The sequence below is a fragment of the Pseudomonas khavaziana genome, assembly GCF_019145205.1.
In the GTDB taxonomy this organism is placed as follows: domain Bacteria; phylum Pseudomonadota; class Gammaproteobacteria; order Pseudomonadales; family Pseudomonadaceae; genus Aquipseudomonas; species Aquipseudomonas khavaziana.
This window is the reverse complement of the sequence record NZ_JAHSTT010000002.1, coordinates 390,311-412,989: the sequence shown is the minus strand read 5'-3', so window position 1 is coordinate 412,989 and position 22,679 is coordinate 390,311. Positions and strand designations below refer to the sequence as shown.

Below are 22,679 nucleotides of genomic sequence, written 5' to 3'. Positions count from 1 at the left end.
CATACGTCACTCACGATCAAAAAGGCGACGCCATCATGGCCAAACGCACATCCTCCCGTCAATTTGTTACAGTTTTTGTATCGCTAATACTTTCTTTTAGTGTCAGTGCCGCCGATTTAACCGTCGGCTATCAAACCGGCATCGACCCCAGCAAAGTCCCCCAGGCCGACGGCCTCTACGAAAAAACCATTGGTGAGAAAATCGCCTGGCGCCGGTTCAACAGTGGCCCAGAGGTGGTCACGGCCATTGCCTCGGGTGATGTACAAATCGGCAACCTCGGCTCCAGCCCCCTCGCCGCAGCCGCTTCGCGCAATCTACCCATCGTCGCGTTTATCGTATCGGCACAGATCAACGCTTCTGAAGCCCTGGTAGTGCGTAATGGCAGTGGCATCGACAAACCCGAAGACCTGATCGGCAAAACCATCGCCACACCCTTCGTCTCAACCTCCCATTACAGCCTGCTCGGCGCCCTGAAGCATTGGGGGCTGGACACTAAGCAAGTCAAAGTGGTGAACCTGCAACCGGCCGAAATCGCCGCCGCCTGGAAGCGCGGCGATATCGACGGCGCATTCGTGTGGTCACCGGCCCTGGGAGAAATCCGCAAGACCGGCAAAACCCTGACCGATGCGGCGCAGGTGGGCCAATGGGGCGCACCGACGTTTGAGGTGTGGGTAGCACGCAAGGATTTCGCCGAAAAACATCCTGAGGTAGTGGCCAGGTTTGCCAAGGTCACCCTCGATTCATTCGCTGACTATGCCGCGCATAAAGACAGTTGGACGGTGGATTCGGAACCGGTGCAGAAGATCGCCAAATTGACAGGCTCCAATGCCGACGATATTCCAGAGTTGCTGGCGGGCACGACGTTTCCCGATGCGCAGGCACAACAGACCGACGCGCTGCTCAAGGGCAGCACGGCGAAGGCGATTGGGGAGACTGCGAAGTTCTTGAAGGAGCAAGGCAAGGTGGAGACGGTGTTGCCGGATTATTCGGCGTATGTGACCGACAAGTTCGTTACAGAATAAACGCGGTCCAATGTGGGAGGAAGCTTGCTCCCGATTGCGGTCTGTCAGTGATCTATCTGTTAACTGACCCACCGCTATCGGGAGCAAGTCGAATCGTCGCACCGCCCCTCCTACATTTACAAGGCCTTCTCGAAGATCTTGGAATTGCGCTGATAGTTGTAAAGAGACGCCCGCGCCGACGGCAGGCGGTCCACGCTGCTCGGCACAAACCCGCGCTCTCGGAACCAGTGGGCCGTACGAGTAGTGAGCACGAACAACGTCTTCAACCCCTGGGCCCGGGCCCGGGTCTCAATGCGTTCCAGCAATTCATCGCCGCGCCCACCGTGGCGATATTCAGGGTTGACTGCCAGGCAAGCCAACTCCCCCGCATCCGAATCCGCAATCTGGTAGAGCGCTGCGCAGGCGATGATCATGCCTTCGCGCTCGACCACGCTGAACTGTTCGATCTCACGCTCCAGCACTTCCCGCGAGCGGCGTACCAGGATGCCCTGCTCTTCCAATGGGCTGATCAGATCGAGCAAGCCGCCGACGTCTTCAATCGCCGCTTCGCGCACCAGCTCGAATTGTTCCTGGGCCACCAGCGTACCGCCACCGTCCCGGGTGAACAGCTCGGTGAGCAAGGCGCCGTCTTCGGCATAGCTGACGATATGGCTGCGCCCCACTCCACCCCGGCAGGCTTGCGCGGCGGCGTCGAGCAGCTCGGCTTGATAGTTGCTGCCCAGGCGTTGCAGGTGCGCTGGCACTTGCTGTGGGCGCAGCTCACGCACCAGACGACCGTTTTCATCGATCAGGCCCAGGTCGGCACCAAACAACAGCAGCTTGTCGGCGCCTAAATCGATGGCAGCGCGGGTGGCGACGTCTTCGCAGGCCAGGTTGAAGATCTCTCCGGTGGGGGAATAACCCAACGGCGACAGCAGCACGATGGAGCGCTCGTCCAGCAGGCGATTAATGCCCTTGCGGTCGACCCGGCGCACTTCGCCGGTGTGGTGGTAGTCGACGCCTTCAAGCACACCAATCGGCCGCGCGGTCACCAGGTTGCCGCTGGCCACCCGCAGGCGCGAGCCCTGCATCGGCGACGAGGCCATATCCATGGACAGGCGCGCTTCAATGGCGATACGCAAATGGCCTACTGCGTCGATCACGCACTCCAGCGTCGACGCATCGGTGATGCGCAGGCCTTCGTGGTAAGCCGGGGTCAGGCCGCGGGCCTGCAGGCGGGTTTCGATTTGTGGGCGCGAACCGTGCACCAACACCAGCCGCACACCCAGGCTGTGGAGCAGCACCAGGTCGTGGACGATATTGCCGAAATTGGGGTGGTCCACACCATCGCCGGGCAGCATGACCACAAAGGTGCAGTCGCGGTGGGCGTTGATGTAGGGCGAAGCGTGGCGAAGCCAATTGACGTATTCGGGCATGGAACCTGGGCCTGTAATAAAAAGCAGCCGAAAAAGGATGAGTCGCAAAAACGCACAGCGGGCTGATGGTTATCGTCGGAACAGGCTTGGCGACACGCTCGCTCTCCTTATGTACGAATGGGCAAAGGTTAATTTATGCAGGTTTCAGGCAGTAATGTTCGATCAGTTCCCGCAATAGACGCACTGTAGGCGTCAAGCGTGACATTTCGAGGTACTCGCCCGGCTGGTGGGCACAGGCGATGTCGCCGGGGCCAAGCACCAGGGTTTCACAACCAAGGCGCTGAAGATAAGGCGCTTCGGTGCCGAACGCTACTGCTTCGGCACGATGACCGGTCAAACGTTCCGCCACCCGCACCAACTCGGCGTCTTCGGGCTGCTCGAAAGGCGGCACTTCGGGAAACAACGGCGCGTAATCGATCTTGACCTTGTGGCGCTCGGCCAGGGGTTCGAGCTTCTGCCGGATCGCCGCACGCAGCACCTCGGGGTCCATGCCCGGCAAAGGGCGCAGGTCGAATTCCAGGGAACACTGGCCGCAAATGCGGTTGGGGTTGTCGCCGCCGTGGATGCAGCCGAAGTTCAGGGTCGGTTGCGGCACGCTGAATTGCGCATTGCGATACTCGCGCTGCCAGGCCAGGCGCAGGCCGCGCAATTCGCCAACGGCATCGTGCATGGCTTCGAGGGCGCTGTGGCCCAGGCTTGGGTCCGACGAGTGGCCGCTGCGGCCGAGAATGTCGATGCGCTCCATCATCACGCCCTTGTGCAGGCGGATCGGCTTGAGGCCCGTCGGCTCGCCAATCACCGCCGCCCGTCCCAGCGGCCGCCCCGCCTCGGCCAGGGCGCGTGCACCGGACATGGAGCTTTCCTCGTCACAGGTGGCGAGGATCAGCAGCGGCTGCTTGAATGGCTGGTCCAGCAACGGCAACACCGCTTCAATGGCCAGGGCAAAAAATCCCTTCATGTCGCAACTGCCCAGTCCTACCCAACGGCCATCGACTTCCGTCAGCTTGAGCGGATCGGTCTTCCACAGCGCCGCATCATAAGGAACCGTATCGCTATGGCCCGCCAGCACTAAGCCACCGGGGCCGCTGCCGAAACTGGCGAGCAGGTTGAATTTACCAGGGCTGACTTGCTGGATATCGATAGCAAAGCCCAAGTCGCCCAGCCACGCGGCGAGCAGATCGATCACCGGGCGGTTGGTCTGGTCGAGCGACGCTTGGGTGCAGCTCACCGACGGCGCGGCGATCAAAGCGGCGAACTGCTCTTTCATGGACGGTAACGGCATGCGCGGTCTCCCAACTTCCCGGATGAAGCTCACTATAGAGGCATCTGCACCACACAATAAACCGTTGCGGCACGTTGCCGGGCTCAGTCCTGTACACTGCACGACCTTGGCAGCCACACTTTTCTCCGGCTGCGCTCCCGATCCTGGATTTTCCGGCCATGCAGAAAGAAACCGAAATCAAGCTCCGTGTCAGCCGCGAAACACTCGCCGCGCTGCGTGAGCACCCGCTACTGAAAAAACGCAACAAAAGTGGCTGGGAACGCCGTGAGTTGATGAACCAGTACTTCGACACTCCCGAGCGCGACCTGGCCCAGGCCAAGGTTGCCCTGCGCCTGCGCAAGGACGGTGACGACATCATCCAGACCCTCAAGACCCGTGGCCAAAGCGTCGCCGGCTTGTCGGAACGCAACGAGTACAACTGGGACCTGCCCAAAGCCAAGCTCGACGTGAAGAAACTCGACGGCGAATGCTGGCCCGAGCAACTGGCCGAACTGGACAAAAAGACCCTCAAGCCGATCTTCACCACCGACTTCGTCCGCGAACGTGCCGAAATCGCCTGGGGCCGCGGCAAAGCCAAGGTGGTGATCGAAGCCGCCCTGGACCTGGGCCATGTGGTGGTCGGCAAGCAGAAGGAAGAAATCTGCGAGCTGGAACTGGAACTGCGCGAAGGCGAACCCGCTGCCCTGCTGGAACTGGCCGCCGAACTGGCCGTAACCCTGGCGCTGATGCCCTGTGACATCAGCAAGGCCGAGCGCGGCTATCGCCTGTACGACGCCAGCAGCTACTCCCTGAGCCTGCCGGCGCCGCAGATCCACGCCGAAATGCCGCTGGACGATGCTTTCGCCGCAATCATGTGGCACCTGCTGGGCAGCAGCCAGCGCCTGGCCGAGCAATACCGTTTCAACGGCCACTGGCGCCTGCTGCAGGACTGGGTCGAAAACCTCGGCGAATTGCGTGCCCTGATCGGCAGCCTCGGCCAGGCCGCCCCGCGTCAATCCACCAGCGAGCTGCGCAGCGCCCTGGATGCACTGCTGGAAGACTGGCGCCCGCTGGTGCAGGCCGGTGATGACGATGAAGACATTCGCAAAGCCGCGCCGGAGCAGTTCGTCGAAGAATTGACCGACGTGCGCTGGGGCCTGTTCTCACTGAACACCTCGCGCTGGCTGCTGGCCCGCACCTGGACCGCCGAGCGTAACGTACGCGGTAACCGCCAGGGCGCTGCGCAAATCACCAACTGGCTGCCACGCCTGTTGGCCGACGACGCCGTCGCCCTGCAACTGCCACGCTACCAGCAACAGCCGGAAGACCTGGCCGAGCAACTGCCGCGCATCGAACGCATCCAGGCCTGGCTGCACCATGCACGCCACGTGGTGGACATTCCTGAACTGGACCGCTTGTACGGCGAACTGAACAAGCTGGCGCACCTGGCCAACGGGCCGATTACCGATGAATCCCTGGATGCGCGTATGCACCAGGCGATTGCGGTGTATCAGAATCGTGCCTGGAAGACCCTTTTGCGCCTGTAAGTCCCTCTACCTGTAGGAGCGAGCTTGCTCGCGAAAAACCCGAGAGCGATGTGGGGAGCCAGGCTTCCCGCGTTATCGTTAACGATCTTCGCGAGCAAGCTCGCTCCTACAAGCGCAATACTGGCAGGCTGGTCGTGGACTTGATCTCCGACAACGCCACAATCGAATTGACCTCCTGGATCCCCGGCACCATCGACAACTTGTCAAAGAAAAACCGTTCGTACGCCTCGATGTCCGACGCGACGATACGCAGCAGAAAATCCACCGCGCCCATCAGCACATAGCACTCCAGCACCTCCGGAAACCCACGGATCGCCTCGGTGAACTCAGTGAAGTTGGAGCGGCCGTGGGCATTGAGTTTGACCTCGGCAAAAATTTGCGTGTTAAGCCCGATTTTCTTGCGATCCAGCAAGGTGACCTGGCCGCGGATCACCCCCTCTTCCTTGAGCCGCTGAATGCGCCGCCAACAGGGAGACTGCGACAGGCCGACCTGCTCGGCGATCTGTGCGCTGGAGAGCGAGGCATCCTCTTGCAGCAGGGCCAGAATGCGGCGGTCATAGACGTCCAACTCACTGTGCATAGAAATACCTGCAAATAAGCTTATTTTGAATTGTTCTATTTGATTAATCACAAAAGAAGCTCATCTTAGATAAGAATTCTCCCGACGCGAATGTAAAAATTTCTCCAGTCGAATCTGGAGAGTCAGCATGCATGCCGTCGAAACCAACCACCCTGCCACCCGCGTCGATGCCTGGGCTGTCAACAGCGCACATTGCCAGGCGCACTATCGCATCGTCGCCGAAGCGGAACCGGACGTGCTGTGCCGGGTGCTGAATTATTTTGCGCTGCAGTTCCTGACCCCAGCCCAGGTCAGTGTGAGCCGGGCAGCCGACCTGCTGAACATCGATATCGTGATGGACGGCCTGAGTTGGCACCGCGCTCAAGTGATCGGTGAAAAGATTCGAAACCTGATCAGCGTATGCGCCTTGGAGCTGTGGCCGGTTGATTCCGAGCGGCCTCAAGCGCTGGCGGCAAGTGCCGGGTAACAGCCTGCAAAACACCCAGGGAGGCGGAATTCCAGAGGCTGGCTAGCCTTGGATTTACATCCCAAGCCTCCCAGGAAAAACCTGCATGTCCGTTGCCTCCCGCGATTACCCCTTGGAACTGCATCAATTGTTGCCGGCATTGATCGAGCAAGGGCTGATCACGGCGCAGGCGGCGCAAAACGTTTCGGCAACGCCCTGCAGCCTGCATCCTCTGGAATGCATCGCGGCCGAAGGCCCTTGCCTGGAGAGCCTGACCCAATGGCTGGCTGGGCATGTGGGCCAGCCTTACCTGCGCATCGACCCGTTGCAGATCGACGTAGCGGCGGTGGTGCCCCTGATGTCCCATGCCTTCGCCCAACGCCACGGCATTCTTGCAGTGGCCGTGGATGCGCAGAGCGTCACGATCGCCAGCGCCCAGCCCCATGTCAGCGCCTGGGAAGCCGGGCTCGCCCAGGTGCTCAAGCGTTCGATCAAGCGCGTAGTTGCCAACCCCCGGGATATCCAGCGCTGCATCAACGAGTTTTACCGCCTGGCCAAGTCAGTCAGTGGCGCCGATCAAAAGATGGCGACGCCCGGCAACGGCGAACTGCTCAGCCTCGGCGCCAGCGACAAGGAGCCGGAGGCCAATGACGCCCATATCGTCAACATCGTCGACTGGCTGTTGCAGTACGCCTTTGCCCAACGGGCCAGCGATATCCACATCGAGCCCTGCCGCGAGCAGGGCCGGGTACGCTTTCGCATTGATGGGCTGTTGCACGACGTCTATCAATTTCCGCCCCAGGTCACCAAGGCGGTGGTCAGCCGCTTGAAAAGCCTCGGGCGAATGAATGTGGCCGAGAAACGCAAGCCCCAGGATGGCCGCGTCAAGACCAGGAACCCGGCGGGCGTCGAGGTGGAGCTGCGCCTGTCGACCCTGCCGACGGCGTTTGGCGAAAAGCTGGTGATGCGGATTTTTGACCCCCAGGTATTGCTCAAGGATTTCGACCAGTTGGGCTTGTCGAGCGCTGACCAGCAGCGCTGGCACGCCATGACCCGGCAAGCCAATGGCATCATTCTGGTCACAGGCCCGACCGGCTCGGGCAAGACCAGCACCCTCTACACCACCCTCAAGCAACTGGCGACCCGGGAGATCAACCTGTGCACGGTGGAGGACCCGATCGAAATGGTCGAGCCGGCCTTCAACCAGATGCAGGTGCAGCACAACATCGACCTGAATTTCGCCAGCGGCATCCGCGCCCTGCTGCGCCAGGACCCGGACATCATCATGATTGGCGAAATCCGCGACCAGGAAACCGCAGAGATGGCGATCCAGGCCGCGTTGACCGGGCACTTGGTGCTCTCGACCCTGCACACCAACGATGCACCCAGCGCCATCAGTCGCCTACAAGAGCTGGGGATTGCTCATTATTTGATCAAGGCTACGCTGATAGGCGTTATGGCGCAGCGCCTGGTTCGCGTGTTGTGCACCCACTGCAAGCGCCCGGCAAAACTGGAAGACGTTGGCGGCTACGAGGCCGTCGGCTGTGTGGAGTGCCGTGATAGTGGTTATCGGGGCCGAGCCGGGCTCTACGAAGTCATGCCCATGGGCCCGGCGCTCAAGGGTTTGGTCACACCCGGCGCGGACATACAGGCACTGCGCCGTGGAGCATTGGCACAAGGCATGAGCAGCCTGCGCATGGCCGGCATCGATAAAGTGAAGGCCGGCCTGACCACGATGACAGAGGTATTACGGGTCACGCCTGGGGATTCAGAAACAAATCCTTTTTGTCGGGCCGTAAAACCGTCTTTATCCGTGACCAGACCGTTACAATCGGCCTAATGTCGTTCACTGACACCTTCAGATAGGGAATCGTTATGCAGATCGGAACCGTACTGCTTCTTTTCGTGGGATTGGCCATCGCCATCCTGTTCATGGGTTTCAAAGTGGTGCCCCAAGGCTACCAGTGGACCGTCGAACGTTTCGGTCGCTACACCAACACCCTCAAGCCCGGCCTGAACATCATCATCCCGGTCATGGACCGCATCGGTCGCAAGATCAACGTGATGGAAAGCGTGCTGGATATCCCGCCCCAGGAAGTCATCACGGCCGACAATGCCACCGTGCAGATCGATGCCGTGTGCTTCTTCCAGGTGGTCAACACCGCCCAGGCCGCCTACGAGGTCAACAACCTCGAACATGCCATCCGCAACCTGCTGCAAACCAATATCCGTACCGTACTCGGCTCCATGGAGCTGGATGCCATGCTGAGCCAGCGCGACGGTATCAACGAAAAACTGCTGCGCACCGTGGATGAAGCCACCGCGCCGTGGGGCATCAAGATCACCCGTATCGAGATCAAGGACATCAGCCCGCCCGCCGACCTGATGGCGGCCATGTCCGGCCAGATGAAAGCCGAGCGGATCAAGCGTGCACAGATCCTCGAAGCCGAGGGCCTTCGGGCGTCGGCGATCCTGACGGCCGAAGGCAAGAAGCAGGCGCAGATCCTCGAAGCCGAAGGCAGCCGCCAGGCGGCGTTCCTGGAATCCGAAGCCCGTGAACGCCAGGCCGAAGCCGAAGCCCGGGCGACACAAGTGGTGTCGGAGGCGATCGCGTCGGGTAACGTGCAGGCGGTGAACTACTTCGTTGCGCAAAAGTACATCGATGCCCTGGGCAAGCTGGCATCGGCCAACAACAGCAAAGTCATCCTTATGCCACTGGAAGCCAGCCAGGTGATTGGCGCAGTGGGTGGTATCGGCGAGATCGTCAAGGCGACTTTCGGCAACCAGAAAGTCTGAGGCGATCACTATGTGGGAGTTCCTGCTGCATTTGTCGTTCTGGGATTGGTTGGCGCTTGGCACCGTGCTGTTGATTCTTGAGGTGTTCGGTGCCGGAGGTTACCTGCTGTGGATGGGTATCGCCGCCGCCGCTGTGGGCGTGATCAAGTTCCTGGTGCCGCCGCTCGGGCTGGAATGGCAACTGCTGCTGTTTGCCGTGTTGTCGATATTGACCGCGGTGTACTGGTGGAAACGCCAGCGCAGCAGTGCCAAGGCCAGCGATCAACCGGGGCTGAATGAGCGTGGTACCGAGTTGATTGGGCGCACCTTCGTGGTGCACCAGGCAATTGTGGATGGCCGTGGCAAGGTCAAGGTCGGCGATGGGGTATGGATGGTCACTGGCGCCGACACGCCTGCAGGCGCTCAAGTACGCGTGGTCGGCCTGGAAGGGGTGATTTTAAAGGTTGAAACTGTTTAGTCAGTGATGGAACTCGATTGGCTTAACTACAATCAAAACGTACAGATAACCCACCGGAGTCACCCATCATGCGTCTCAAATATGCTGTCGCCACCCTCGCTGTGCTTTCCCTTCCTGTCGGCTCAGCCATGGCCGATAGCTTCTGGCGTAATGTCATCTCGTCGGGCGCCACCACCGGCTCGACGTACCTGACCTTCAAGGACCACAAGCTGGTCGTTGCCGCCCAGGATGATGCAGGCAGCTTCGTTGCCAGCGACGGCGGCATTCGCGGCCCGTACCTGGAAGCGGCCATGCAGAAAGTCCGCGCCGACAACCCTGGCCTCAAGGCCACGGACATGGAGCTGGCCAACGCCATTCTCGCGAAGAACGCCGTAGCCGAGTAACCATGCCCGATAAAAAATGCCGCTTTTACAAGCGGCATTTTTTTGCCTGCACGCTGACGAATCGTTCACGAGCGACAGGCTATATTCAGTCGCGCCATGCAACCATGTGCTACTGAGCCCCCTATTACTCATCGCCTACCGAACGGATGCCCTCTTCGACATGAGCCAACTGCCCTTCCTGCCGTTTTCCAAACCTACCATTGATGAAGCCACCATTTCGGCGGTGGGCGATGTCCTGCGTTCCGGCTGGATCACCAGCGGGCCGAAGGTGCAGGCGTTCGAAGCGCAGTTGTCGGAGTACTTTGGCGGGCGCCCGGTGCGCACCTTCAACTCGGGCACCTGCACCATGGAAATCGCCTTGCGCATCGCCGGCATCGGGCCTGGGGATGAGGTCATCACCACGCCAATTTCCTGGGTTGCCACGGCCAACGTCATCCTCGAGGTGGGTGCCACGCCCGTATTTGCCGATATTGACCCGGTAACCCGCAACATTGACCTGGCCCAGGTCGAAGCGGCTATCACCCCGCGTACCAAGGCGATCATCCCGGTCTACCTGGCCGGTTTGCCCCTGGATATGCCGATGCTTTACGCAATGGCGAACAAGTACAACCTGCGTATCGTCGAAGATGCAGCCCAGGCCCTGGGCTCCAGTTGGGATGGAGAGCGAATTGGCGCCACCGGCGACTTCGTATCGTTCAGCTTCCAGGCGAACAAGAACATCACCTCGTCCGAGGGTGGCTGCCTGGTGTTGAACAACGCCGAGGAAGCCCGCCTGGCAGAGAAATATCGTCTGCAGGGCGTGACCCGCAGCGGTTTCGACGGCCTGGATGTAGATGTATTGGGCGGCAAGTTCAATATGACCGACATTGCCGCAGCCATCGGCCTGGGGCAGTTTGCGCATATCGAGAAGATCACCGCCCACCGCCAGAACCTGGCGCGCCATTACTTCAAGTGCTTTGGCAGTGATTTTGAAGAGAGATACGGCGCGCAACTACCGCCGCCGGACTTCGAAAACAGCAACTGGCACCTGTTCCAACTGGTGCTGCCGGAGCGTCACGATGGCCTGCCGGCACGTGCGACGTTCATGGAGCAGATGCAGGCCCAGGGCGTCGGCATTGGCTATCACTACCCACCCATCCACCTGCTGAGCCTGTATCGGGCGCAGGGTTTCAAGGAAGGCATGTTCCCGGTGGCAGAGCGTGTCGGGCGTTTGATCGTATCGTTGCCAATGTTTACGGCGATGACGGAGGCGGATGTAGAGCGGGCTGTGGCGGCGGTTAAAGCAGTGTTGAAAGCCGGCTGAGCACTTATTAAATGTGGGAGGGGGCTTGCTCCCGACTGCGGTGTGTCAGCTACAAGTGAGCTGACTGGCACACTGCTATCGGGGGCAAGCCCCCTCCCCCATGGGTCTTGTTTTTACTCGCTGATAGCGGCTGCGTAACCGGCAGCGTCAAGCAGCTTGTCCAGCTCGGCCGGGTTGCTTGGCTTGAGCTTGAAGATCCACGCATCGTAGGGGGCAGAGTTCAACAGCTCCGGACTACCACCCAACTCTTCGTTGACCGCAATCACTTCGCCAGCAACCGGCGAGTAGATATCCGACGCGGCCTTCACCGACTCAACCACACCCGCCTGGCCTTGGGCTTCAAAAGTAGCGCCGACCTCAGCCAGCTCAACAAACACCACATCACCCAAGGCTTCCTGTGCATGGTCAGAGATCCCGACGGTCACGGTGCCGTCGGCTTCCAGACGGGCCCATTCGTGACTTTCGGCAAAACGCAGGTCGGCAGGGATATTGCTCATAGTCTGTGTCCTCAAGAAGAAATGTCAGCGGCCTTCGGCCTGCCGGAAATAGTTAGATCAAGGTTTTGCCATGGCGCACGAAGGTCGGCTTGACCACTCGCACCGGGTACCACTTACCGCGGATTTCCACTTCGGCCCGGTCGGCAGTCGCCGTCGGCACACGCGCCAGGGCAATGGATTTGCTTAGCGTAGGCGAGAAACTACCACTGGTGATCTCTCCTTCGCCAACATTGGCGATACGAACCACCTGATGAGCCCGTAAAACCCCGCGCTCCTCCAGTACCAGCCCCACCAGCTTGAACTGAACACCGGCGGCTTTTTCCGCTTCCAGGGCGGCGCGGCCGATGAAGTTACGCCCGACGGGCTCCCAGGCAATGCTCCAGGCCATGTTGGCCGCCAGGGGCGAAACAGCCTGGTGGATATCCTGGCCGTACAGGTTCATGCCGGCTTCCAGGCGCAAGGTATCGCGCGCGCCAAGACCGATAGGAGAAATGCCGGCGCCCACCAGATCGTTGAAAAAACCCGGGGCCTGGTCGGCAGGCAGGACAATTTCCAGGCCATCCTCACCGGTGTAGCCAGTGCGAGCGATAAACCAGTCACCATCTGCCTGGCCTTCGAACGGCTTGAGCTGATGGATCAGGGTGCCACGGGACTGGGTTACCAGTTCAGCGATTTTCTGCCGGGCGTGGGGGCCCTGTATGGCGAGCATGGCCAACTCGGAGCGCTCATGCAGTTGCACTTGGTAACTGCCCAATTGCCCTTGCATCCAGGCCATGTCCTGATCGCGGGTGGCGGCGTTGACCACCAATCGGTACCCGCTTTCGGTGCGGTAGACGATCATGTCGTCCACCACCCCGCCCTGCTCGTTGAGCATGGCGCTGTACAACGCACGGCCACAGCCGTGCAATCGATCGACGTCATTGGCCAGCAGGTGCTGGAGCCATTCCTTGGCCTGGAGGCCGCTGACATCGATTACGGTCATATGAGATACATCGAAAACCCCGCAGTCGCGTCGCACCTGATGGTGCTCTTCAACTTGCGAGCCGTAATGCAAAGGCATATCCCAACCGCCAAAATCGACCATTTTCGCGCCGAGGGCGAGATGCAGGTCATACAGAGGCGTACGCTGTCCCATGGGTTTCTCCTTCCGGGCTTGGCGAAGGTGCGCAGAGCTGCCACCTGCGCCGAACACCTTGAATTACAAGGCCCACAGGCACATACAGCAGGTCGACCCGAAAGACGGAGCGCACCGAATGCCGCGCATTGTAGCCTCAAGCTGTAGGACTGGCACCTAACCGATTTGTCGGGCAGAGCGACGGATCAGCCCGATGACCGGCAACAACCCGACCAGCACCAGGGTCAGGGCCGGTAAGGAAGCGCGCGCCCATTCGCCTTCACTGGTCATCTCAAAGATGCGCACCGCCAGCGTGTCCCAGCCGAACGGGCGCATCAGCAGGGTTGCAGGCATTTCCTTGAGCACGTCGACGAATACCAGCAGCGCCGCGCTCAAGGTGCCCGGCAGCAATAACGGCAGATACACTTTGCAAAACAGTCGTGGGCCGCTCACCCCAAGGCTGCGTGCAGCTTCGGGCAGCGACGGGCGAATGCGCGCCAAGCTGTTTTCCAGCGGCCCGTACGCTACCGCCAGAAACCGCACCAGGTACGCCAACACCAGTGCAGACAGGCTGCCCAGCAGCAAGGGCTTGCCCGAACCGCCCAGCCAGCCGGAGAACGGCACCACCAGCTCACGGTCAAGGTAGCTGAACGCCAGCATGATCGACACCGCCAGCACCGAACCCGGCAAGGCATAGCCGACATTGGCCAGGCTGATGCCGGAGCGAATCGCCCGGGTCGGCGCCAGGCGGTTGGCAAAGGCCAGTACCAGCGCCACGCTGACGGTGATCAGCGCCGCAATACCGCCCAGGTAGAGGGTATGGACGATCAGGCCGGTATAACGCTCATCCAGGTCGAAGCGCCCGCGCTGCCAGAACCAGGCCACCAGTTGCAGCATCGGGATCACAAATGCGCAGGCGAAGACCAGGCCACACCAAGCACTGGCCGCAGCCGCCTTGAGCCCGCGCAGGTGGTACAACGCCTCGCCTCGTGGTCGCTCATTACTCGGTCGGCTCGCCCCACGCGCGCGCCGTTCGCCATACAGCACCAGCATCACCACCAGCAGCAACAGGCTGGCCAGTTGCGCGGCACTGGAAAGGCTGAAAAAACCATACCAGGTCTTGTAGATGGCGGTGGTGAAGGTGTCGAAGTTGAATACCGAGACGGCGCCGAAATCCGCCAGGGTCTCCATCAAGGCCAAGGCCACGCCAGCACCAATCGCCGGGCGCGCCATCGGCAAGGCCACGCGCCAGAACGCTTGCCAGGGCGACTGCCCCAGCACCCGCGCCGCTTCCATCAAACCCTTGCCCTGGGCCAGGAACGCCGTGCGCGCCAGCAGGTAGACGTAAGGGTAGAACACCAGCACCAACACGATGATCACGCCGCTGGTGGAGCGCACGCGTGGCAAACGCAGCCCGGCACCGAACCATTCGCGCAGCAGGGTTTGCACGGGCCCTGCGAAATCCAGCAGGCCTACGAACACGAAGGCCAGCACATAAGCCGGGATCGCAAAGGGCAGCATCAGCGCCCAGTCGAGCCAGCGCCGCCCGGGGAATTCGCAGAGACTGGTCAGCCAGGCCAGGCTGACGCCCAACAGTGTCACGCCAAGACCGACGCCGAGCACCAGAGTCAAAGTGTTGCCCAGTAATCGAGGCATCTGGGTATCCCAGAGATGGGACCAGATCTGGTGGTCGATGCTTTGCCAGGACAGTAACAGCACGCTCAGCGGCAGCAGCACCAGGGCGGCGACGGTGAAGACCGGCAGGTACCAGCGGCGTTGGGCGGGGTGGGCCAAGGAGAGCTCTCTATGAACAGACTATTCGAAGACAAACACAAAACAACGTGGGAGGGGGCTTGCTCCCGATAGCGGAGTGCCAGTCAATGATGATTAGACTGATACCCCGCTATCGGGAGCAAGCCCCCTCCCACATTTAGATCTGTGGCAATTTACACATTCAGTTCCAGCCGGCGCGATCCATCAGGCGAATGGCCTCGGCCTGACGCTTGCCCGCCACTTCCACCGGCAAGGTATCGGCCACGAACTTGCCCCAGCTCGCCACTTCCGCCGATGGCGGCACCGCCGGGTTGGCGGGGAACTCCTGGTTCACGTCGGCAAAGATTTTCTGCGCCTCAGGTGTAGTCATCCACTCCACCAGTGCCTTGGCCGCTTCCGGGTGCGGCGCGTGCTTGGTCAGACCGATGCCCGACAGGTTCACATGCACGCCACGATCGCCCTGGTTCGGCCAGAACAGTTTCACCGCCAGGTCCGGCTTCTGCTTGTGCAGGCGGCCGTAGTAATAGGTGTTGACGATACCTACGTCGCACTGCCCGGCGTTGATGGCTTCCAGCACGGCAATGTCATCGGAGAACACGTCGGTGGACAGGTTGTTGACCCAGCCCTTGACGATCTCTTCGGTCTTGGTCGCGCCATGGGTTTCGATCAACGTGGCGGTCAGCGACTGGTTGTAGACTTTTTTCGCGGTACGCAGGCACAGGCGCCCTTCCCACTGCTTGTCGGCCAGGGCTTCGTAGGTGGTCAGTTCGCCCGGTTTTACCCGGTCGGTGGAATAGGCAATCGTCCGCGCGCGCAGGCTCAAACCGGTCCAGGCGTGGGCCGATGAGCGATATTGCAGTGGAATATTCTTGTCGATGACGGCGGAGGTGAAGGGTTGCAGGATGCCCATCTGTTCAGCCTGCCACAGGTTGCCGGCGTCGACGGTGAGCAGCAGGTCGGCGGTGGCGTTCTCGCCTTCGGCCTTGATGCGCTGCATCAGCGGCGCTTCCTTGTCGGTGATGAACTTGACCTGCACGCCGGTCTTCTGGGTGTAGGCATCGAAAACCGGCTTGATCAGTTCGTCGATACGCGAGGAGTAGACCACCACTTCGTCGGCCGCCTGCACGGTGGTGCTGCCGATCAGGGTGAGTGCCAAGGCAGTCAGGAGGCGCTTGGGTGCCAACATGGGTGCGGTCTCTCTCATTTGCAAATTGAGAGCAAATGATAAGGACTCACATTTGGTAACGCTCGGCGGAGGCGTTACCAGATGTTGCACAGCCCGAATATGCGCGAGAGTTGAGGGCCTCATCGGCGGCAAGCCCCCTCCCACAGCGGACTGTATTTCAATTCAGGGTTTAGCGAGCTCTGGTAGATCGCCAGTCAAACCTAGCGCCTGGCGCACAAACACCGCCTTGGCTTCTGGCATCTGGTCGACGATTTTCAAGCCGGCGTTACGCAACCAGCGCAGCGGCAGTTGATCAGCCTGGAACAGCCGCTCAAAGCCTTCCATCGCCGCCATCAACGCCAGGTTGTGCGGCATGCGCCGCCGCTCGTAACGGCTCAGCACCTTCACGTCCGCCAGGCGCTCGCCGCGCTCGGTAGCCGCCAGCAACACTTCGGCCAGCACCGCCGCGTCGAGGAAGCCCAGGTTGACGCCCTGTCCTGCCAACGGGTGGATCACATGGGCCGCGTCGCCGATCAACGCCAGGCCCTCGGCCACATAGCGTTTGGCATGGCGCTGGCGCAACGGCACGCAGACGCGCGGGTCGGCGCTGACCACAGTGCCAAGGCGCCCCTCAAAGGCACGCTCCAGCTCCCGGCAGAAGCGCTCATCATCCAAGGCCATCAAGCGCTCGGATTCAGCCGGCGTGGTCGACCAGACAATCGAGCACCAATCTTCCTGCCCATCCCTTACCAGCGGCAGAAACGCCAGCGGCCCGGTATCGGTAAAGCGTTGCCAGGCCGTGCGCTGGTGCGGCTGGCTGCTGCGCACACTGGTGACGATTGCGTTATGCAGGTAATCCCACTCACGGGTCGGGGTGCCGGTCAGGCGGCGTACGGCGGAGTTGGCGCCATCGGCGGCCACCACCAGCGGCGCACGCAACTTGCGGCCGTCGGCCAGGGTCAGCAGCCAGTCATCGCCGGAGCGGCGCATCTGCTCAAGACGCGCATTGGCCAGCAGGCCGAGGTCGCAGTCGTGCAGGCGTTCCAGCAAGGCATCCTGCACCACACGGTTTTCGACGATATGCCCAAGCACATCGGCATGCACGCTGGCCGCCGAGAAGTGGATCTGCCCGGTGCCGCTGCCGTCCCACACCTGCATCTCGCCGTAGGGGCTGGCGCGACGTGCGACGATGCCGTCCCACACGCCCAGACGCTCAAGGATGCGCTGGCTGGCAGCGGATAACGCGCTCACCCGCGGTTCAAACGCCACATCCGGCTCGAACGGTTTGACACTCAACGGGCTGCCGTCGAGCAGCAGCACCTGCAGGCCACTGCCCTGCAACGCCAGCGCCAAGGCGCTCCCGACCATTCCGGCCCCGACAATCAGCACATCTGCGTGCATGTCCATGCTTTAAGCCTTGTCTCGTGTGCGGCACAGGCCGCCGATAAAGTAGTGGGCCGGTTCAAACATCGGCGCGCGTGCCCAAGCCCATGGCCTGGCGGGCGAACCAGCGTTTGGCCGGCGGCAACAGGTCCAGGCCCAGCAGGCCCAGGTTGCGACCCAGCGCCATCAACGGCTGGCCGCTGCCAAACAGGCGCGTGACCTGGTCGGAGAAACCCACGGTGAGTTGCTGGTCCAGGCGCTGGCGCTCGCGATAGCCTTGCAGGGTCGCCAGGTCGCCCGGCACTGCCGGGCCGGCCAGCAAGGCCTCGGCCAAGGCATTGGCATCGCGCAGGGACAGGTTGAAGCCCTGCCCGGCAATCGGGTGCAGGCTGTGCGCCGCATTGCCAAGCACCGCCAGGTGCGAGCGCACTTGCTCTTCGGCTTCTACCAGGGTCAGCGGATACAGGTGACGGGCACCCACCTGCTTGAGGGTGCCCAGGCGGTACCCGAACACACCCTGCAATTCGCTCAGGAAGCTGCGCTCGTCAAGGCTGGCCAGGCGCTGGGCGTCCATGCCGATGCGGGTCCAGACCAACGCGCAACGGTTGTCCGGCAGCGGCAGCAAGGCCATCGGCCCTTCATCGGTAAAGCGCTCGAACGCTTCGCCATTGTGGGCTTCGCTCGGGGTGATGTTGGCGATCAGCGCGCTCTGGTTGTAGGGCCGGGTCTTCACGCCAATGCCCAGTTGCTCACGCAAGCCGGAACGGCCGCCATCGGCCAGTACCGCCAGGTCGCACTCCAGCACGGTTTCATCGTTGAGGGTCAGGCGATAGCCATCGGGCAGCGGCTCCATGCGTGTGACTTCAGCCGGGCAGCGCCAGCTCACCACGTCCTTGTCCAGGCCTTGCCACAGGCATTGACCGAGCCAGGCATTTTCCACCACATAGCCCAGGGCCGGCACGCCCTCTTCGATGGCGGACAAACGTGCCGTGGAGAAGCGCCCACGGTCCGACACATGGATTTGCTTGATCGGCTCGGCGCGCCGAGAGATGGCCTGCCAAAGGCCCAGGCGCTGGTAAATCTGGCGAGCGCCAAACGACAGCGCCGAAGAGCGCGCATCGTAGCTCGGCTGGTAGCTGTCACCCGGCGCAAAGGGCTCGATCAACACAATCTTCCAGCCCCGTGCCTTGGCCCCGGCCTGCAACGCCAGGGCGAGGCTCGCGCCCACCAGGCCGCCGCCGATGATTGCCAGGTTGACCCGGCTCATCGGGCAGCCGCCATCAGCGCTTCGATCTCGGCAACGGTCTTGGGCACGCCGCCGGTCAGGATTTCACAGCCTTGCTTGGTCACTATCACGTCGTCCTCGATGCGTACGCCAATGCCACGCCATTTCTTTGCCACGTTCTGGTTATCCGGGGAAATATAGATGCCCGGCTCGACGGTCAAGGCCATGCCAACTTCCAGCACCCGCCATTCACCGCCGACCTTGTACTCGCCCACATCATGCACATCCATGCCCAGCCAGTGGCCGGCGCGGTGCATGTAGAAAGCGCGATAGGCCTCGCTGGCGATAAGCTCGTCGACGTCACCTTGCAGCAGCCCCAACTCTACCAGCCCGGCGGTGATGACCTGCACGGTCGCCTCGTGGGCCTGGTTCCAATGTTTGTTCGGTGCGATCTGCTTGAAGGCGGCTTCCTGGGAGGCCAGCACAATCTCGTAGATCGCCTTCTGCTCAGGCGAAAACTTGCCGTTGACCGGCCAGGTGCGGGTGATGTCGCTGGCGTAGCAGTCGATCTCGCAACCGGCGTCGATCAGCACCAGGTCGCCGTCCTTGAGCAGCGCGTCATTCTGCTGGTAATGCAGGATGCAGCTGTTACGTCCGGCGGCGACGATGGAGCCATAGGCCGGCATTTTCGCGCCGCCCTTGCGGAACTCGTAGTCAAGCTCAGCTTCCAGGCTGAACTCATGCAGCCCGGCACGGCTGGCCTGCATTGCCTTAACGTGGGCGGCGCAGGAAATCCGTGCTGCTTCGCGCATCACCTTCACTTCTGCCGCCGATTTATACAGGCGCATATCGTGGAGCAGATGATCCAGGGCAACGAATTCGTTCGGTGGCTGGGCGCCCAGGTGCGCTTTGGAACGGATCACGTTGATCCACTCCATCACATGCCGGTCGAACTCGGCATTGCTGCCCATGGCCGAGTACACACGATCGCGACCTTCGATCAGGCCGGGCAGGATGTCGTCGATATCGGTAATAGGGAATGCGTCGTCAGCGCCAAAGTTGCGGATCGCGCCTTCAGTGCCGGCGCGCAGGCCGTCCCACAGCTCGCGCTCGGCGTTGCGCTCACGGCAGAACAACACGTATTCGCCGTGTTGGCGACCGGGCATCAGCACGATCACCGCTTCGGGTTCGGGGAAACCGCTCAGGTACTGGAAGTCGCTGTCCTGGCGGTACACATGCTCGACATCACGGTTGCGGATGGCCACGGCGGCGGCCGGCAGGATCGCGATGCTGTTGGGTTCCATCTGCGCCATGAGCGCCTTGCGGCGACGGGTGTATTCCGCTTTGGGGATATGAATCATGGGCAGATGGGCTTCCTTTCTTAATGCAACGACGGCTTGACCGCGACCGGTTCAGCGGACTTTCGGGTCTCGGTGAACAGCAGCAACGGCGCGACGCGCAGGTATTCCATGACTTCCATATAGTCGCCTTCGCCGTCTTCGGACTCTTCCAGGGCATCTTGCACCTGGGAGATAGCTGCCAGGTCCTGCAGCACTTCCTTGGCATCGGTGCTCAGCTCCAGGCCGCCGGCGTTAACGCCGAAACCGTGGAGGAAACCCTGGCACCACTGGCCCAGTGCGGCAGCGCGCTCGGTGAGTGGGGCGTCGTCGGTCGGCAGCAACAGGACCACGGTGACGTCGTCACCGGTCAGCTCGCCCTTGACCATCTCTTGCAAGCCAATCAACGCGTTGCGCACGTTTTCGTTGGGTTCGGTTTCCAGCAGCTCGGCTACATCAGCCAGCCAGTTGTCGGCATCAAAGCCCACGCCGGTGCAACTGCGGCCCAACAGCACGCCGTGCAGTTCGGCAGGCGAGCATGGGTGACCGCTGGTGCTCAGCAGTTTGGAAAAAGCGTCGTACGGGGAATTCTGAATGGGCATGGTGAGCTAGGCGCCAGACGGCGCAATGTCTAGAATGGAGCGCAGTATCCTAGCACCGGCAGACGCACCAAGACTATCGAGGGCGTCAGATCGTTTATCCTGCAGTTGCCATTCATCAGACAAATCCAGTGGAACCCAATGGAAGACACCGACCTGCAAGCGCTGATGGCCAGACTCGAACTGCTAATTGATCGGGTCGAGCAACTAAAGAGTCAAAACGGACTCCTATTAGCTCAGGAAAAGACCTGGCGCGAGGAACGCGCTCACCTCATTGAAAAAAACGAAATCGCCCGGCGTAAGGTCGAATCGATGATTTCGCGCCTGAAGGCCCTGGAGCAAGACTCATGAGTTCAAGCAATAGCGTAACCGTGCAGATCCTCGACAAAGAATATTCGATCATCTGCCCCCAGGAAGAACGCAGCAACCTGGTGAGTGCTGCCCGCTACCTGGACGGCAAGATGCGTGAAATCCGCAGCAGCGGCAAAGTCATCGGCGCCGACCGCATCGCCGTGATGGCCGCACTGAATATCACCCACGACCTGCTGCATAAGCAGGAGCGCCCTGACGTACAGGCCAGCGGCTCGACCCGCGAGCAGGTACGCGACCTGCTGGAGCGCGTGGATCTGGTGCTTTCTACTGACTCAGACGCACCCAAGGGCTGATTGCCGAGTCTGTTTAAGGTATACTCGCGTCACTCCCTGGCGTGTTTGCCAGTCGGCGATGTCCCTGAGCCGATTCGCACTACCCTGGAAGTTGCACGTTGGGCTGGTGTGCATGTCCGCTAGACGGAAAGCCTTAAAGCCTACTGCTTCTTCCACCTTGAACTTTCGGGTTCAAGGGCTAAGTCGACAGCGGCTCTGTCGGGGAGCCTGAATTTCCAAACTCAATGCCAGTCCCAGGACTGGCATTGTTTTATGAGCCGAAAACCATGACCGAACCTGCGCCGCTTTCCCGTCCGCAACTTCGACGCATGTTGCGCAAGGCCCGCCGCGCCCTCACACCGAGCGAGCAGCGCCAGGCCGCCCTTGGGGTGTATCGGCAACTGGCACAGCACCCGCTGTTTCGCCGGGCCAAACATATTTCCTTATATCTACCGACGGACGGTGAAATCGATCCGCGCCTGCTGCTGCGTGCGGCCCAGCGCCGGGGCAGGGCCACCTATCTGCCGGTACTGAGCGCCTGGCCGCGCACCAAGATGGTGTTCCAGCGCGTGCGGCCTGGGGAAAAGTTGTTGCCCAACCGCTTTGGCATTCTTGAGCCACGGGTCAATGCCCATCGCCAACGCCAGGTCTGGGCGCTGGATTTGGTGCTGTTGCCGCTGGTGGGCTTCGATGATATGGGCGGGCGCCTGGGCATGGGCGGCGGGTTCTACGACCGCAGCCTGGCCTACCTGGCTCGCCGCCAAAGCTGGCGCAAGCCGACGCTGCTGGGGCTGGCCCACGAATGCCAGAAAGTCGGGCGACTGGCGCAGGCAAGCTGGGATGTGCCGTTGGCAGGAACGGTGACCGATAAGCAGTGGTATGTCGCAGAAACGCCGCTGGAAACAGCGGCGCCTTAATTAATGCTTCGAGTTAACGCTTGAACGGTTGTGGCTGCTGCTGAGCCAGTTCAACCGGTGCATCGGTCTTGTTCGACCACAGGCTCTGGGCATAACCGGTGGTCACGACGCCCAGACCAAACAAAATAACCAAAATCCATAGTAAATCCGGTTTACGTTGCATCGATTGCCCCCCTTCAGGCACCTCGTACACGATGACAACAACGTTCCAAAGTAGTCCGTTGCAGCTGCGTCAAGCCTAAAAGCGCGCATTCTGCGGCAACGTGAACCAACACGCAAACCTTGACGCCAACCGACTGTCGGTTTGTCATGCAATTGCCCGACAACTTGCCCAATGCCTTTTTCAGGAGCCCAAAAATGGCCTACTGGCTGATGAAATCCGAGCCCGACGAACTCTCCATCAACGGCCTGGAAACCCTCGGCCAGGCGCGCTGGGATGGAGTGCGTAACTATCAGGCGCGCAACTTTCTGCGGGCGATGGCCGTGGGCGATGAATTTTTCTTCTATCACTCCAGTTGCCCGCAGCCCGGTATTGCAGGTATCGGCAAAATCATCGAGGCCGCCTACCCGGACCCCACTGCCCTGGAACCGGACAGCCCTTATTTCGACGCCAAGGCCAGCGCAGAGAAAAACCCGTGGAGCGCGATCACCGTGGCCCACGTCAAGACCTTCCCCAAGGTGCTGAGCCTGGGCGATTTGAAGCAGCAAACCGCCCTTGCCGAAATGCCGCTGGTACAGAAAGGCAGCCGGCTTTCGGTCATGGCGGTTACGTCTGAACAGTGGGCGGCCGTCCTTCATCTGCTTTAACTGACCGAT

The 22,679-nt window shown here is 61.2% G+C and carries 24 protein-coding genes and 1 other RNA gene; 13 read left to right on the top strand and 12 right to left on the bottom strand.

Annotated elements, in window-relative coordinates; genetic code table 11:
• Window positions 1–35 precede the first annotated feature (35 nt).
• Window positions 36–1,022, top strand: a complete 987-nt coding sequence (gene tauA, locus KVH01_RS06395; protein ID WP_217880811.1) for a taurine ABC transporter substrate-binding protein — start codon at window positions 36–38, stop codon at window positions 1,020–1,022.
• A gap of 116 nt (window positions 1,023–1,138) precedes the next feature.
• On the opposite strand, the gene argA is transcribed toward tauA, so the two are convergent.
• Window positions 1,139–2,437: an amino-acid N-acetyltransferase gene (gene argA, locus KVH01_RS06390; protein WP_043046973.1), complete on the bottom strand. Its 1,299-nt coding sequence runs from the start codon at window positions 2,435–2,437 to the stop codon at window positions 1,139–1,141.
• A 133-nt stretch (window positions 2,438–2,570) separates the two neighbouring features.
• Window positions 2,571–3,719, bottom strand: a complete 1,149-nt coding sequence (gene argE, locus KVH01_RS06385) for an acetylornithine deacetylase (protein ID WP_043046972.1) — start codon at window positions 3,717–3,719, stop codon at window positions 2,571–2,573.
• 158 nt (window positions 3,720–3,877) lie between these two features.
• Here argE and KVH01_RS06380 point away from each other — a divergent pair, with 158 nt between their 5' ends.
• Window positions 3,878–5,245 (top strand): CYTH domain-containing protein, encoded by a 1,368-nt coding sequence (locus KVH01_RS06380; protein ID WP_217880810.1) that lies wholly within the window; start codon window positions 3,878–3,880, stop codon window positions 5,243–5,245.
• 106 nt (window positions 5,246–5,351) lie between these two features.
• On the opposite strand, the gene KVH01_RS06375 is transcribed toward KVH01_RS06380, so the two are convergent.
• Window positions 5,352–5,825, bottom strand: a complete 474-nt coding sequence (locus KVH01_RS06375) for an Lrp/AsnC family transcriptional regulator (protein WP_217880809.1) — start codon at window positions 5,823–5,825, stop codon at window positions 5,352–5,354.
• Window positions 5,826–5,952: 127 nt separating this feature from the next.
• Between KVH01_RS06375 and KVH01_RS06370 the strand changes: the two genes are divergently transcribed.
• From KVH01_RS06370 to KVH01_RS06345, 6 genes are all read left to right on the top strand, one after another.
• Window positions 5,953–6,291, top strand: coding sequence for a hypothetical protein (locus KVH01_RS06370; protein WP_217880808.1), 339 nt, complete (start codon window positions 5,953–5,955; stop codon window positions 6,289–6,291).
• 85 nt (window positions 6,292–6,376) lie between these two features.
• Complete coding sequence (locus tag KVH01_RS06365) at window positions 6,377–8,110, top strand: GspE/PulE family protein (RefSeq protein ID WP_217880807.1); 1,734 nt, start codon at window positions 6,377–6,379, stop codon at window positions 8,108–8,110.
• Between the two features lie 35 nt (window positions 8,111–8,145).
• Window positions 8,146–9,066, top strand: coding sequence for an SPFH domain-containing protein (locus KVH01_RS06360; protein ID WP_057011345.1), 921 nt, complete (start codon window positions 8,146–8,148; stop codon window positions 9,064–9,066).
• A gap of 10 nt (window positions 9,067–9,076) precedes the next feature.
• A complete protein-coding gene (locus KVH01_RS06355; protein WP_043046967.1) occupies window positions 9,077–9,523 on the top strand; it encodes an NfeD family protein in 447 nt (148 codons plus the stop codon).
• Window positions 9,524–9,591: 68 nt separating this feature from the next.
• The gene (locus tag KVH01_RS06350; protein WP_034116324.1) at window positions 9,592–9,906 is read left to right on the top strand and encodes a DUF2388 domain-containing protein; all 315 of its coding nucleotides are present in this window, start codon (window positions 9,592–9,594) and stop codon (window positions 9,904–9,906) included.
• Between the two features lie 160 nt (window positions 9,907–10,066).
• A complete protein-coding gene (locus KVH01_RS06345) occupies window positions 10,067–11,209 on the top strand; it encodes a DegT/DnrJ/EryC1/StrS family aminotransferase (protein WP_217880806.1) in 1,143 nt (380 codons plus the stop codon).
• 113 nt (window positions 11,210–11,322) lie between these two features.
• Here the strand turns inward: KVH01_RS06345 and gcvH are convergent, their stop codons facing one another.
• The 8 genes from gcvH to KVH01_RS06305 form a co-directional block, all read right to left on the bottom strand.
• A complete protein-coding gene (gcvH, locus tag KVH01_RS06340; protein ID WP_217880805.1) occupies window positions 11,323–11,706 on the bottom strand; it encodes a glycine cleavage system protein GcvH in 384 nt (127 codons plus the stop codon).
• A gap of 52 nt (window positions 11,707–11,758) precedes the next feature.
• Complete coding sequence (gene gcvT, locus KVH01_RS06335) at window positions 11,759–12,841, bottom strand: glycine cleavage system aminomethyltransferase GcvT (protein ID WP_043046963.1); 1,083 nt, start codon at window positions 12,839–12,841, stop codon at window positions 11,759–11,761.
• A 156-nt stretch (window positions 12,842–12,997) separates the two neighbouring features.
• A complete protein-coding gene (locus KVH01_RS06330; protein ID WP_217880804.1) occupies window positions 12,998–14,614 on the bottom strand; it encodes an ABC transporter permease in 1,617 nt (538 codons plus the stop codon).
• Between the two features lie 160 nt (window positions 14,615–14,774).
• A complete protein-coding gene (locus KVH01_RS06325) occupies window positions 14,775–15,779 on the bottom strand; it encodes an extracellular solute-binding protein (protein WP_217880803.1) in 1,005 nt (334 codons plus the stop codon).
• A gap of 162 nt (window positions 15,780–15,941) precedes the next feature.
• Complete coding sequence (locus KVH01_RS06320; RefSeq protein WP_217880989.1) at window positions 15,942–17,159, bottom strand: 2-octaprenyl-3-methyl-6-methoxy-1,4-benzoquinol hydroxylase; 1,218 nt, start codon at window positions 17,157–17,159, stop codon at window positions 15,942–15,944.
• A gap of 61 nt (window positions 17,160–17,220) precedes the next feature.
• The gene (gene ubiH, locus KVH01_RS06315; protein ID WP_217880802.1) at window positions 17,221–18,408 is read right to left on the bottom strand and encodes a 2-octaprenyl-6-methoxyphenyl hydroxylase; all 1,188 of its coding nucleotides are present in this window, start codon (window positions 18,406–18,408) and stop codon (window positions 17,221–17,223) included.
• Window positions 18,405–19,727 (bottom strand): Xaa-Pro aminopeptidase, encoded by a 1,323-nt coding sequence (gene pepP / locus KVH01_RS06310; RefSeq protein ID WP_043046958.1) that lies wholly within the window; start codon window positions 19,725–19,727, stop codon window positions 18,405–18,407. Before pepP ends, ubiH begins: the two co-directional genes overlap by 4 nt.
• A 20-nt stretch (window positions 19,728–19,747) precedes the next feature.
• Window positions 19,748–20,305, bottom strand: coding sequence for a YecA/YgfB family protein (locus KVH01_RS06305; protein WP_057011355.1), 558 nt, complete (start codon window positions 20,303–20,305; stop codon window positions 19,748–19,750).
• A gap of 138 nt (window positions 20,306–20,443) precedes the next feature.
• Between KVH01_RS06305 and KVH01_RS06300 the strand changes: the two genes are divergently transcribed.
• The 4 genes from KVH01_RS06300 to KVH01_RS06285 all read left to right on the top strand — a co-directional run bounded on the left by KVH01_RS06300 (window position 20,444) and on the right by KVH01_RS06285 (window position 21,863).
• Entirely contained in the window at window positions 20,444–20,653 is a 210-nt protein-coding gene (locus KVH01_RS06300; RefSeq protein WP_003177365.1) for a TIGR02449 family protein, read from the top strand.
• Window positions 20,650–20,967, top strand: coding sequence for a cell division protein ZapA (locus tag KVH01_RS06295; RefSeq protein WP_005792389.1), 318 nt, complete (start codon window positions 20,650–20,652; stop codon window positions 20,965–20,967). Before KVH01_RS06300 ends, KVH01_RS06295 begins: the two co-directional genes overlap by 4 nt.
• Before the next feature lie 30 nt (window positions 20,968–20,997).
• Window positions 20,998–21,176, top strand: a non-coding RNA gene (gene ssrS, locus KVH01_RS06290) — 6S RNA.
• Between the two features lie 57 nt (window positions 21,177–21,233).
• A complete protein-coding gene (locus KVH01_RS06285) occupies window positions 21,234–21,863 on the top strand; it encodes a 5-formyltetrahydrofolate cyclo-ligase (protein WP_217880801.1) in 630 nt (209 codons plus the stop codon).
• Window positions 21,864–21,876: 13 nt separating this feature from the next.
• On the opposite strand, the gene KVH01_RS06280 is transcribed toward KVH01_RS06285, so the two are convergent.
• Window positions 21,877–22,026, bottom strand: coding sequence for a hypothetical protein (locus KVH01_RS06280; RefSeq protein ID WP_010207387.1), 150 nt, complete (start codon window positions 22,024–22,026; stop codon window positions 21,877–21,879).
• 194 nt (window positions 22,027–22,220) lie between these two features.
• Between KVH01_RS06280 and KVH01_RS06275 the strand changes: the two genes are divergently transcribed.
• The gene (locus KVH01_RS06275) at window positions 22,221–22,670 is read left to right on the top strand and encodes an EVE domain-containing protein (RefSeq protein ID WP_217880800.1); all 450 of its coding nucleotides are present in this window, start codon (window positions 22,221–22,223) and stop codon (window positions 22,668–22,670) included.
• Window positions 22,671–22,679 lie beyond the last annotated feature (9 nt).